General features: G+C 39.7%; 8 protein-coding genes, 1 tRNA gene, 2 rRNA genes and 1 pseudogene (1 of these 12 cut by a window edge). All 12 read left to right on the top strand.

The window, feature by feature from the left end; genetic code table 11:
- The first annotated feature begins 54 nt into the window (after positions 1-54).
- Positions 55-789, top strand: coding sequence for a class I SAM-dependent methyltransferase (locus ABKA15_RS02235; protein ID WP_049514238.1), 735 nt, complete (start codon positions 55-57; stop codon positions 787-789).
- 59 nt (positions 790-848) lie between these two features.
- Complete coding sequence (locus ABKA15_RS02240; RefSeq protein ID WP_049514107.1) at positions 849-2,588, top strand: RNA-directed DNA polymerase; 1,740 nt, start codon at positions 849-851, stop codon at positions 2,586-2,588.
- A 57-nt stretch (positions 2,589-2,645) separates the two neighbouring features.
- Positions 2,646-3,736, top strand: a pseudogene (locus tag ABKA15_RS02245) (nucleotidyltransferase).
- A gap of 115 nt (positions 3,737-3,851) precedes the next feature.
- Entirely contained in the window at positions 3,852-4,568 is a 717-nt protein-coding gene (locus tag ABKA15_RS02250; protein ID WP_049514103.1) for a YebC/PmpR family DNA-binding transcriptional regulator, read from the top strand.
- A gap of 155 nt (positions 4,569-4,723) precedes the next feature.
- Positions 4,724-5,548, top strand: a complete 825-nt coding sequence (locus ABKA15_RS02255) for an amino acid ABC transporter substrate-binding protein (RefSeq protein WP_049514101.1) — start codon at positions 4,724-4,726, stop codon at positions 5,546-5,548.
- 156 nt (positions 5,549-5,704) lie between these two features.
- Positions 5,705-6,556, top strand: coding sequence for a MetQ/NlpA family ABC transporter substrate-binding protein (locus ABKA15_RS02260; RefSeq protein ID WP_049514100.1), 852 nt, complete (start codon positions 5,705-5,707; stop codon positions 6,554-6,556).
- 86 nt (positions 6,557-6,642) lie between these two features.
- Positions 6,643-8,016, top strand: coding sequence for a M20/M25/M40 family metallo-hydrolase (locus ABKA15_RS02265; RefSeq protein ID WP_049514098.1), 1,374 nt, complete (start codon positions 6,643-6,645; stop codon positions 8,014-8,016).
- The gene (locus ABKA15_RS02270; RefSeq protein ID WP_049514096.1) at positions 8,009-9,070 is read left to right on the top strand and encodes a methionine ABC transporter ATP-binding protein; all 1,062 of its coding nucleotides are present in this window, start codon (positions 8,009-8,011) and stop codon (positions 9,068-9,070) included. Before ABKA15_RS02265 ends, ABKA15_RS02270 begins: the two co-directional genes overlap by 8 nt.
- On the top strand, positions 9,071-9,763 hold the full coding sequence (locus tag ABKA15_RS02275; protein WP_049514094.1) for a methionine ABC transporter permease: 693 nt from the start codon (positions 9,071-9,073) through the stop codon (positions 9,761-9,763).
- Between the two features lie 412 nt (positions 9,764-10,175).
- Positions 10,176-11,731, top strand: a 16S ribosomal RNA gene (locus ABKA15_RS02280).
- 56 nt (positions 11,732-11,787) lie between these two features.
- A tRNA-Ala gene (locus ABKA15_RS02285) sits at positions 11,788-11,860 on the top strand.
- 264 nt (positions 11,861-12,124) lie between these two features.
- Positions 12,125-13,445: ribosomal RNA gene (locus ABKA15_RS02290) — 23S ribosomal RNA — on the top strand (it continues 1,581 nt past the right edge of the window).
- Together the 16S and 23S rRNA genes with 1 tRNA gene alongside form the textbook arrangement of a ribosomal RNA operon.

Consider the following 13,445-nt stretch of genomic DNA (forward strand, 5'->3'; position numbering starts at 1 on the left):
AACCTCTTTCAATGAGAAGAAAGGAAGAGTACCCTTTTGGTACTTTTAGATAAGATGACAACTTATGAAACCTTCGCATCAGTCTATGATGCTATTATGGATGATAGTCTTTATGATAAATGGACCGATTTTTCGCTCCGCCATTTTCCCAAAAATAAGAAAAAGCTCTTAGAATTAGCTTGTGGAACAGGAATTCAATCCGTACGCTTTGCCAAAGCTGGCTTTGACGTGACAGGGCTTGATTTGAGTGAGGAGATGCTTGAAATCGCAAGAAAACGCGCAAAAGCAGCAGATGAAGCTATTGAATTCAGACAGGGCAACATGCTTGATTTATCGCAAGCTGGGAAATACGACTTGGTGACTTGTTACTCTGATTCAATTTGCTACATGGCCGATGAAATTGAAGTCGGTGATGTCTTTCAGCAAGTTTACAACTGCTTGAATGAAGGTGGCGTTTTCATCTTTGACGTGCACTCAACTTACCAGACAGACACAGTCTTTCCTGGCTATTCTTACCATGAAAACGCTGAAGAATTTGCCATGGTCTGGGATACATACGCCGATGAGGCGCCACATTCAGTCGTGCATGAATTGACCTTTTTCTTGCAAGACGAAGACGGGCGCTTCACACGTTACGACGAAGTCCACGAAGAACGCACTTACGAAGTCTTAACTTACGATATTCTCTTGGAACAAGCAGGCTTCAAATCATTCAAACTTTACGCCGACTTTGAGGACATAAAGCCACGCAAAAAATCAAACCGCTGGTTCTTTGTGTGTGAGAAGTAGGTGGAATTTTGTCAATGTATTAGTTAGCTGATAATTCTTATTACGTAAAAGAGGTCTGTATGTCATATCAGAAAAAATCTATTTTAGAAATGTCCCATGAAGAAGCAAGAAATTTTTTATTAAAATCAGAAAACTATTTTACATTAAATCTCCCTTCTTATTTCAATATTGATTCTATTCTTAATCAAGCAATTGATAAGATGGAAGATAAAATTCTTTCCAATAAGAATAACTCTGATACTGAAATAAATATTGTGAAGAGTCAAGTAAAGTATTCGGATTATCCAAATATTAATTTTTGCATGCAACTAAATAAGACTTCTAACTCGTATCGCCCAATTACTTTAATCCATCCTTACTTGTACGTAGATTTGGTAAATGCCATTACAAAATCTGATAGTTGGACAAATTTAGTAACAAGATTCAATGAACTGAGAAGCAAAGTAAAAAATCAGATTGAATGTTTTAGTATTCCATTTGAAGTTGAGGGTCAATTAGCTACAGATTATAAAAAAGAGTTGGCACTTCATTTTTGGAAAAAGATAGAACAAGAAAGTATTAGACTTAGTATAGAATATTCCTACATGTTAAAATTAGATATTAGTAATTTTTATGGAAGTATCTATACTCACAGTTTGCATTGGGCTATCATAGGAGAAGAAAATGCAAAAGAAGATCATAATAGTTTTGGAAGTGGTATAGATAAAAGATTTCAGTGGATGAATTATCGAGAGACGGTTGGTATTCCACAGGGAAATGTAGTTTCAGATTTTTTTGCCGAACTATTGCTTGCCTATATTGATGTTAAATTGGTTGATGAGCTCGAAATCTCAAAAATCAGCGGATATCATATTTTAAGATACAGGGATGATTATCGAATTTTTACGAATAGTATAGATGAATTGCACAAAATCAAAAAGATACTATCTGTAATTTTACAGCGATATAAACTATCGTTAGGTGACTCAAAGACAAAATTATCTGATAATGTTGTCAAGGATTCGATAAAAGAAGATAAGTTATACTGGTTGAAACATAATCCTGTTGTGAAATTAAGTGGTGATAAATTTTATAAGAAACCAGAAAAATTCTTTTCAAATTTTTTAAGTTACGTAGGGTTCTCAAAAAAGAAAAGTCTTTCTAAGAGAAGATTTAAAAATTATTTTGATAATCGAATATATAGTGCAACTGTACAAAAGCACCTGTTCATTATCAAAGATTTTGCTGATAGGTATCCAAATAGTGGGCAACTTGTGAAGGCGCTTAATGAGCTTAAAAATCGTATAGATTCTTTTGAAGAAGAAGATTTTATACATAATGGGACTGATATTGATACTTTAATTTCTATCTTAGTAGATATTATTTTAAAAAATCCTAAAATGACTAGTATTGGAATTCAATTATTATCTATCTTATTATTGAAATTCAATATCCAAGATAGCACAAATATTTACAAGAAATTTGAAACAATAAAGAAAATACGCAAGAAGTTAGAGAATTTTGGTGAAAATGAATATTTAGACATATGGTTAAATAGACTTATTGTTCAAATAATCTATAAAAGCAAGGATAATAATCTATTTGAAGATTATTTGTCATCAAATCATAATAAGCTTGTTAGTATTGCAAATGATATTGTTACTGCTAAAGAGATTTCAGAAGGGATTTTTGAAGAAGAGTGGCTGATAGGTGATTTTAAAATTGATTTTGAATATTTTATTGATATCAATGAAATCGTGAATTTACCAGATAAAATTAGCGACGATGAGATAACTTTAATTGAGTATTCAGAAATGTAAAATAGTAACTATTGTATGATAAAAAATGAGCGAATTAGAATTAATTAGGAGCGCCACATGACTATCACCGGTATCATTGCAGAATTCAACCCCTTCCACAATGGTCATAAATACTTGCTAGAGCAGGCTAAAGGTTTGAAAATTATTGCCATGAGCGGCAATTTTGTCCAACGTGGTGAGCCCGCGATTGTAGATAAGTGGATACGCGCGGAAATGGCTCTGCGAAATGGCGCTGATTTGGTGGTTGAATTGCCATTTTTGGTGGCTGTTCAGTCAGCTGACTACTTCGCACAAGGAGCAGTAGATATTTTAGAGCGCCTTAGTGTGAATAAGTTGACCTTTGGCACGGAAGAGGTCTTAGATTATCAACACTTTTCACAGATTTATATAGATAATCAACAGAAAATGGTGGACTACGTACAAAGTTTGCCAGATGATTTGTCTTATCCACAGAAAACACAGAAAATGTGGGAAAAGTTTGCTGGTGTGAAATTCACAGGCAATACACCCAATCACATTTTAGGACTTTCTTATGCCAAAGCTTGTGCTGGAAAGGCTATTGAGATTCTTCCAATCAAGCGTCAAGGAGCTGGCTATCATTCGCAAGAAGAAAATTTAAAATATGCCTCAGCTACGGCTCTTAGAGAGCGTCTTAATTGTCCAGACTTTCTGGAGAAATTTACCCCGGCTCATGAACTGCTGATTCAGTCTCCCAAAGTGACCTGGTCAGCACTTTATCCTTTGCTGCGTTACCAGATTATCAGTCATCCCGATTTGACGAGTTTTTATCAGGTTAATCGAGAACTTTCGGTACGCTTGCAGGAAGCAGTGAAAACCAGTTATAGCGTAGAGGAGTTGGTCGAACAAGTCGCAACCAAGCGATATACGAAAGCACGAATCAGACGAATTCTGACTTATATTTTGGTCGGTGCAAGAAATGATCAGTTGCCTAGCGGTATTCATATCTTGGGCTTTACTCAAGCAGGTCGAGAACATCTTAAAAAGATGAAAGGGAAAACAGACTTCGTCAGTCGCATCGGTCAAGAGCCATGGGATTCCTTAACCCAGCGAGCTGATTGTATTTATCAGCTAGGGAATGCCCAGCTAGAAGAGCAGAATTTTGGAAAATCCCGATAATGGTAGATTGATGCAAAAATTATTTTGTAGAGCTGGTTATTGTCAATAATTTGCTAGTGAAATTCAACCTGACTTGTGATATAATAAAAAAGATTGAAAAAGTGAAAATCTAAAGGAGAATATCCAATGGGACGTAAATGGGCCAATATTGTGGCGAAAAAAACTGCCAAGGACGGTGCAAACTCAAAAGTTTATGCTAAATTTGGTGTTGAAATCTATGTAGCAGCTAAAAAAGGAGAGCCAGATCCAGAATCGAACTCAGCTTTGAAATTTGTTATTGAACGTGCGAAGCAAGCGCAAGTGCCAAAGCATGTTATTGACAAAGCGTTAGATAAGGCAAAAGGAAATACAGACGAAACCTTTACTGAAGGACGTTATGAGGGCTTTGGTCCAAATGGTTCAATGCTTATTGTGGATACACTAACTTCAAATGTCAATCGTACCGCAGCAAATGTTCGTTCTGCCTTTGGTAAAAATGGTGGAAACATGGGAGCGAGTGGCTCAGTGTCTTATATGTTTGATAATAAAGGTGTGATTGTATTCACAGGAGACGATGCAGATAGTGTGTTTGAACAACTGCTAGAAGCTGATGTTGATGTGGATGATGTAGAAGCAGAAGACGGAAGCATTACAGTTTACACCGCACCGACAGATTTGCACAAGGCTTTGACTGCTCTCCGCGAATCTGGTGTAGAAGAATTCCAAGTTACCGAATTGGAAATGATTCCACAATCTGATGTGGTATTATCAGGCGAAGATTTAGAAATATTTGAAAAGTTGTATGCTGTTTTAGAAGACGATGAAGACGTACAAAAGATTTATACAAATGTAGAAGGATTTTAAGATTAAACAAAGAGCTAGAAAATTATCTGGCTCTTTTTGTTTAGCGTTCCTTGATAAAGAAAAACTATCACTTTGATAAAAATCAAATAATAGTCAAGAAGGAAAATATTTGATATGATAAGATTTATCTTAATGAAAGAGGTTATTATAGGAATATGAAAAAAGTGTTAAAATATTCTTCTTTAACAGCCCTTGGGCTTTTGACAATAGGAGCTTTAGTAGCGTGCTCCAATTCAAAATCAACGACTTCATCTGGAAAAACAGAAATTAAAGTCGCAACGAATGCTTCACCCAAGCCATTTAACTATGAAGAAAATGGTAAACTAACAGGTTATGAAATCGAAGTCGTTCGTGCGATCTTCAAAGATTCTAACAAATACAAGGTAAAATTTGAAACAACAGAGTGGTCAGGTATTTTCGCTGGTCTAGATAGTGATCGCTACCAAATGGCGGTCAACAATATCAGCTATACAAAAGAACGTGCAGGAAAGTATTTGTATGCAGCTCCAACTGCTAAAAATCCAAACGTTTTAGTGGTGAAAAAATCTGATAAAAGCATTCAATCGCTGGATGATATTGGTGGGAAAACAACAGAAGTTGTACAAGGGACAACGACTGCAGCACAATTAGAAAAATACAACCAAGAACATTCTGGCAATCCAACGAAAATTAGCTATACAAAAGCAGATTTTCAGCAGATTATGAGTCATTTAAACGACGGTAAGTTTGATTATAAGATTTTTGATAAAATCGGTGTTGAAACAGTTATTAAAAATCAAAAACTGGATAACCTAAAAGTGATTGATTTACCAAGCAATCAACAACCTTATGTTTATCCACTTTTAGCAAAGGGGCAAAATGAATTGAAAACATTTGTCAATAAGCGCATTCAAGAGTTGTATAAAGACGGAACTCTGGAAAAACTTTCCCAAAAATTCTTTGGCGGTAGTTACTTGCCAGTAGAAGCAGATGTGAAATAAGAGAATGTAAAGCCAGCTAGTTTCAAAGTTTCAGCTGGTTTTCTTACACAAAACAGTTATAGTTTATAACTATACCCTTTGTTATGAAATAACAATTTGTCAATCAGGTCAATATGTGCGATACTATTTTCATAAGATTTTTAAAGGAGACAGAAAATGAAATTTAAAAAATGGTTTGGAATAACAGCTCTAGCAGCTGCAGCAGTGATTGGCTTAGCAGCTTGTGGTTCAGGAAATAAAAGTGACGACGCCAAAACGATTAAAGTTGGTGTAATGACAAAGAGTGACTCAGAGGAAAAACGCTGGGACAAGATTCAAGAATTGTTGAAAAAAGATAATATCAAGTTGAAATTTACAGAATTTACGGACTACTCGCAACCAAATAAAGCGGTCGCTGATGGTGAAGTGGATATCAATGCTTTCCAACATTACTATTTCTTGAACAACTGGAACAAGGAAAACAAGCAAAACTTAGTTGCAACTGCTGAAACTTATATCTCACCCATTCGTCTCTACTCTGGTACCAAAAATGGAAAAAATAAATATACAAAAGTAGACCAAATTCCAAATGGTGCAGAAATTGCGGTTCCAAATGATGCGACAAATGAAAGTCGGGCGCTTAATTTATTACAATCTGCAGGATTGATTAAATTAGACAAGTCTGGAAATGAATTGGCAACTGTGGCAAATATCAAAGAAAATCCGAAAAAATTGAAAATTACAGAATTGGATGCTAGTCAAACAGCTCGCTCATTGACTTCAGTAGATGCAGCCGTTGTAAACAATACATTTGTAACAGAAGCAAAATTGGACTATAAAAACGCTTTGTTCATTGAACCAAAAGATAAAAATTCAAAACAATGGTTTAATATCATTGCAGCTAAAAAAGATTGGGAAAAATCTTCAAAAGCAGATGCCATTAAGAAACTCATTAAAGCTTATCATTCAGATGAAGTGAAAAAAGTGGTTGAAGAAACATCAGATGGTTTAGACCAACCGGTTTGGTAATCTTTATTTCATTAGCTGTATTTCAGTCTAAAAACTCAGTTGGAATTACCGACTGAGTTTTGTCGCCATTTCTATGAGGAGAAAATATGACATTTTCAAGTGAAGAAGAGCAAATTAAAAAATTTGAACAAGATATAGTAACACAAGAATATATCGCCATTTTACGAACTTTGATTGCTAAAAAATCAATCTTCGCTCAACAAGTCGGTTTACAAGAAGTGGCTGCTTATCTAAAAGAAATCTTTACAAAAGCTGGTGCGGAGGTGGAATTAGATGACAACTATACAGCGCCATTTGTGATAGCGAAGTTTAAAAGTTCAAACCCTACAGCTAAGACAATTATTTTTTATAATCACTACGACACGGTTCCGGCAGATAGCGATCAGATTTGGACAGATGACCCATTTACCTTATCTATTCGAGACGGTGGCATGTATGGTCGCGGAGTAGATGATGACAAAGGACATATTATCGCGCGTTTGACGGCTATGCAAAAATATTTACAAAAGCATAAAACGTTACCTGTCAATGTCATTTTTATGATGGAAGGAGCAGAAGAGTCTGCTTCTGTTGATTTAGAAAAATACCTAGCCAAACACAAGGTGCTTCTGCAAGGGGCAGATCTTCTCGTTTGGGAACAAGGAATTAAAAATTCTTTGGGTCAACTAGAAATTTCTGGTGGGAACAAGGGAATTGTGACCTTTGATATGAAGGTCAAAAGTGCGGAAGTGGATATTCATTCTAGCTTTGGTGGTGTGATTGATTCGGCTTCTTGGTACTTGTTGAACGCCCTTGCTAGCTTGAGAGATAAGGATGGATGTATTCAGGTAGAAGGGCTTTATGATCAAGTAATCACACCTAATCAACGAGAGTTAGCTTTAGTGGAACAATACGCTCAGCGCAGTCCAGAAGAAGTAGAAACTATTTATGGTTTGGAATTACCTTTATTACAAGAAGAGAAAAAATCTTTTTTAAATCGAATTTTCTTTGAACCATCTTTGAACATTGAAGGAATTACTTCTGGTTACCAAGGTCAAGGAGTGAAGACGATTCTTCCGTCAGAAGCTTCGGCAAAAGTAGAGGTTCGCTTAGTGCCAGGACTGGAACCACATGGAGTATTGGAACTGATTCGCAAACAACTCGACAAAAATGGTTTTGATAAGGTAGAATTAGTTTATACTTTGGGAGAAATGAGCTATCGTAGTGATATGAGTGCGTTGCCGATTTTAAATGTCATTGAACTAGCTAAGAAATTCTATCAAAAAGGAGTTTCTGTCTTACCAACTACAGCAGGTACAGGACCGATGCACACGGTATTTGAAGCACTTGAGGTACCAATGGTCGCCTTTGGACTTGGAAATGCGAATAGTCGAGACCATGGCGGTGACGAAAATGTCTGCATTGCAGATTATTACACCCATATTGAATTAGTAGAGGAGCTGATTGCAAGTTATGAGTAAAGAAATGATTCAGTTAGATCACATTGATGTAACTTTTCAACAAAAGAAACGTCAGATTCAAGCAGTTAAAGATGTGACGATTCATATTCAAGAAAGAGATATCTATGGAATTGTCGGTTATTCTGGGGCTGGGAAATCAACCTTGGTTCGTGTCATTAACCTACTGCAAGTTCCAACGAGCGGGAAAATTATTGTAGATGATGATGTTCTTTTTGACAATAAAGTAACCTTGACAGCAGAACAGCTGCGCCGCAAACGTCAAGACATCGGCATGATTTTTCAACATTTTAATCTGATGAGTCAATTGACGGCAGAAGAAAATATCGCTTTTGCGTTGAAACATTCTGGTCTATCAAAAGAAGAAAAAAAAGAAAAAGTGCGTACACTGTTGGAGTTGGTCGGTTTAGCAGATCGTGCTGAGAATTATCCTTCTCAGCTTTCTGGAGGGCAAAAACAGCGGGTTGCAATCGCGCGTGCCTTAGCAAATGACCCTAAAATCTTGATTTCTGATGAATCAACCTCTGCCTTAGATCCAAAAACAACTAAACAAATTTTAGCTCTTTTACAAGATTTAAATCAAAAGCTAGGATTAACAATTGTTTTAATCACCCATGAAATGCAAATTGTTAAAGACATTGCCAACCGTGTCGCAGTTATGCAGGACGGTCAATTGATTGAAGAAGGTTCTGTCTTGGATATTTTCTCTAATCCTCAGCAAGACTTAACCAAAGACTTCATCTCGACTGCAACAGGAATTGATGAAGCTATGGGCAAGATTGAGCAACAAGAAATCGTCAAACATTTGGCGAAAAATAGCCTCTTGGCGCAAATGAAGTACGCAGGAACCTCTACAGACGAACCCTTGCTGAATGAAATTTACAAACATCATCAAGTTACTGCCAATATACTCTATGGAAATATTGAAATTTTAGGTGGAACACCTGTCGGAGAACTGGTCGTTGTTTTATCTGGTGAAAAGGAAAATCTAACAGCGGCTAAAGCAGCCATTCGTGAAGCTGGCGTTCAATTGACAGTATTGAAGGGAGAAGCATAGATGGGAAACTTTATTCAAACATACTTGCCGAATGTTTATCGAATGGGATGGAGCGGTCAAGCTGGCTGGGGAACAGCTATTTACTTGACGTTGTATATGACGGTTATTTCTTTTATTATTGGTGGATTATTGGGGTTAATTGCAGGGCTTTTTCTTGTTTTGACTGCTCCAGGTGGTGTCTTGGAAAATAAAATAGTTTTTTGGATTTTAGACAAAATCACGTCTATCTTCCGCGCCATCCCATTTATTATTTTGTTAGCTGTTCTTTCACCTTTTTCACACTTGATTGTGGGGACTAGTATTGGACCAAACGCAGCTATTGTACCACTTTCTTTTGCCGTATTTGCTTTCTTTGCTCGCCAAGTTCAAGTTGTTCTTGCCGAATTGGACGGCGGTGTTATCGAAGCTGCTCAGGCAAGCGGAGCGACTTTCGGTGACCTAGTTGGTGTCTATCTACGTGAAGGTTTGCCAGATTTGATTCGTGTGACAACAGTCACTCTTATTTCTCTCGTTGGCGAGACTGCAATGGCTGGTGCTGTCGGTGCTGGAGGAATCGGGAATGTTGCGATTGCTTATGGCTTCAATCGCTATAATAACGATGTAACTGTTTTAGCAACGGTTATTATCATTGTACTTATCTTTGCTATTCAGTTTGCTGGTGATTTTTTGACTAGAAAATTAAGCCATAAATAAGATAGCTGAGATGATTGTTAGAGATAAACAATAAATATATAGAAAAATGATATAAAAGTTCTATGATAATAGGTCATAGAATTTTTATTTTATACATATTTTCTATTTCGTATGACCAGCGCAAGTACTTATCTGAGGCGTTTTTTCATATCATCAGCTGGCTAACTTCATTTCAGAACTTTTCTTTTTCAAAGGTCACAAAAAACAAGAAAAATAAAAAAAGATAAAAAAGGTATTGACAAGAAGAGAAGGAGGTGATATACTAAGATAGTTGTCGCTTGAGTGGCGACAAAGACCTTTGAAAACTGAACAAGACGAACCAATGTGCAGGCGACTGTTTAAAGACAGTCCGTCAAACATTAAGAAGAAACAATAAATCTGTCAGTGACAGAAATGAGTGAGAACTCAAACTTTATATGAGAGTTTGATCCTGGCTCAGGACGAACGCTGGCGGCGTGCCTAATACATGCAAGTAGGACGCACAGCCTATACCGTAGCTTGCTACACCATAGGCTGTGAGTTGCGAACGGGTGAGTAACGCGTAGGTAACCTGCCTATTAGAGGGGGATAACTATTGGAAACGATAGCTAATACCGCATAACAGTATGTAACACATGTTAGATGCTTGAAAGATGCAATTGCATCGCTAGTAGATGGACCTGCGTTGTATTAGCTAGTAGGTAGGGTAATGGCCTACCTAGGCAACGATACATAGCCGACCTGAGAGGGTGATCGGCCACACTGGGACTGAGACACGGCCCAGACTCCTACGGGAGGCAGCAGTAGGGAATCTTCGGCAATGGGGGGAACCCTGACCGAGCAACGCCGCGTGAGTGAAGAAGGTTTTCGGATCGTAAAGCTCTGTTGTTAAGGAAGAACGAGTGTGAGAATGGAAAGTTCATACTGTGACGGTACTTAACCAGAAAGGGACGGCTAACTACGTGCCAGCAGCCGCGGTAATACGTAGGTCCCGAGCGTTGTCCGGATTTATTGGGCGTAAAGCGAGCGCAGGCGGTTAGAAAAGTCTGAAGTGAAAGGCAGTGGCTCAACCATTGTAGGCTTTGGAAACTGTTTAACTTGAGTGCAGAAGGGGAGAGTGGAATTCCATGTGTAGCGGTGAAATGCGTAGATATATGGAGGAACACCGGTGGCGAAAGCGGCTCTCTGGTCTGTCACTGACGCTGAGGCTCGAAAGCGTGGGGAGCGAACAGGATTAGATACCCTGGTAGTCCACGCCGTAAACGATGAGTGCTAGGTGTTGGGTCCTTTCCGGGGCTCAGTGCCGCAGCTAACGCATTAAGCACTCCGCCTGGGGAGTACGACCGCAAGGTTGAAACTCAAAGGAATTGACGGGGGCCCGCACAAGCGGTGGAGCATGTGGTTTAATTCGAAGCAACGCGAAGAACCTTACCAGGTCTTGACATCCCTCTGACCGCTCTAGAGATAGAGTTTCCCTTCGGGGCAGAGGTGACAGGTGGTGCATGGTTGTCGTCAGCTCGTGTCGTGAGATGTTGGGTTAAGTCCCGCAACGAGCGCAACCCTTATTGTTAGTTGCCATCATTGAGTTGGGCACTCTAGCGAGACTGCCGGTAATAAACCGGAGGAAGGTGGGGATGACGTCAAATCATCATGCCCCTTATGACCTGGGCTACACACGTGCTACAATGGCTGGTACAACGAGTCGCAAGCCGGTGACGGCAAGCTAATCTCTGAAAGCCAGTCTCAGTTCGGATTGTAGGCTGCAACTCGCCTACATGAAGTCGGAATCGCTAGTAATCGCGGATCAGCACGCCGCGGTGAATACGTTCCCGGGCCTTGTACACACCGCCCGTCACACCACGAGAGTTTGTAACACCCGAAGTCGGTGAGGTAACCGTAAGGAGCCAGCCGCCTAAGGTGGGATAGATGATTGGGGTGAAGTCGTAACAAGGTAGCCGTATCGGAAGGTGCGGCTGGATCACCTCCTTTCTAAGGAAAAAACGGAAGCCATTGAGTTTGTCTTGTTTAGTTTTGAGAGGTCTTGTGGGGCCTTAGCTCAGCTGGGAGAGCGCCTGCTTTGCACGCAGGAGGTCAGCGGTTCGATCCCGCTAGGCTCCATTAGGATAGAATCCTACTGAACTTAATAAAGAAGTGAAGTTGAATACGAGACTAACTTCTTAGGAAAAAAGATAAATTTCCTTGTGTTCATGGAACACAACGTCAGTTTTCTATTTTTCTACAGAAGTCTTCGCAAGCGAATCGTCTCTTAATATCCTAAGATTAGCACATTGAAAATTGAATAACGATATCAAATAGTAACAAGAAAATAAACCGAAAACGCTGTGAATATTAATGAGTATATGACTGAGAGGTCAAAGATAAGGTTAAGTTAGTAAGGGCGCACGGTGGATGCCTTGGCACTAGGAGCCGAAGAAGGACGTGACAAACGACGAAATGCCTTGGGGAGCTGTAAGTAAGCGTAGATCCAGGGATATCCGAATGGGGGAACCCAACAGGTAGATGCCTGTTACCCGTATCTGTTAAGGATATGAGGAGGAAGACACAGTGAACTGAAACATCTAAGTAGCTGCAGGAAGAGAAAGCAAAAGCGATTGCCTGAGTAGCGGCGAGCGAAAGGGCAAGAGGGCAAACCGAGAAGTTTACTTCTCGGGGTTGTAGGACTGCGATGTGGACTTAAAGATTATAGAAGAAGACCTTGGGAAAGGTTGCCAGAGAGAGTAAGAGCCTCGTATTTTAAATAGTCTTTATACCTAGCAGGATCCTGAGTACGGCGGGACACGAGGAATCCCGTCGGAATCTGGGAGGACCATCTCCCAACCCTAAATACTCCCTAGTGACCGATAGTGAACCAGTACCGTGAGGGAAAGGTGAAAAGCACCCCGGGAGGGGAGTGAAAGAGAACCTGAAACCGTGTGCCTACAACAAGTTCGAGCCCGTTAATGGGTGAGAGCGTGCCTTTTGTAGAATGAACCGGCGAGTTACGTTATGATGCGAGGTTAAGTTGAAGAGACGGAGCCGTAGGGAAACCGAGTCTGAAGAGGGCGCCATAGTATCATGACGTAGACCCGAAACCATGTGACCTACCCATGAGCAGGTTGAAGGTGAGGTAAAACTCACTGGAGGACCGCACCAGGGCACGTTGAAAAGTGCTTGGATGACTTGTGGGTAGCGGAGAAATTCCAAACGAACTTGGAGATAGCTGGTTCTCTCCGAAATAGCTTTAGGGCTAGCGTCGACAGAAAGATTCTTGGAGGTAGAGCACTGTTTGGGTGAGGGGTCCATCCCGGATTACCAATCTCAGATAAACTCCGAATGCCAATGAATTATGGTCGGCAGTCAGACTGCGAGTGCTAAGATCCGTAGTCGAAAGGGAAACAGCCCAGACCACCAGCTAAGGTCCCAAAATAATTGTTAAGTGGAAAAGGATGTGGGGTTGCACAGACAACTAGGATGTTAGCTTAGAAGCAGCTATTCATTCAAAGAGTGCGTAATAGCTCACTAGTCGAGTGACCCTGCGCCGAAAATGTACCGGGGCTAAAACAATTTACCGAAGCTGTGGATCCTTTAGGGGATGGTAGGAGAGCGTTCTATGTGTGGCGAAGGTGTACCGTGAGGAGCGCTGGAACGCATAGAAGTGAGAATGCCGGTATGAGTAGCGCAAGACAGGTGAGAATCCTGTCCA

The organism is Streptococcus sp. KHUD_010, from assembly GCF_040207525.1.
Classification (GTDB): Bacteria; Bacillota; Bacilli; order Lactobacillales; family Streptococcaceae; genus Streptococcus; species Streptococcus hominis.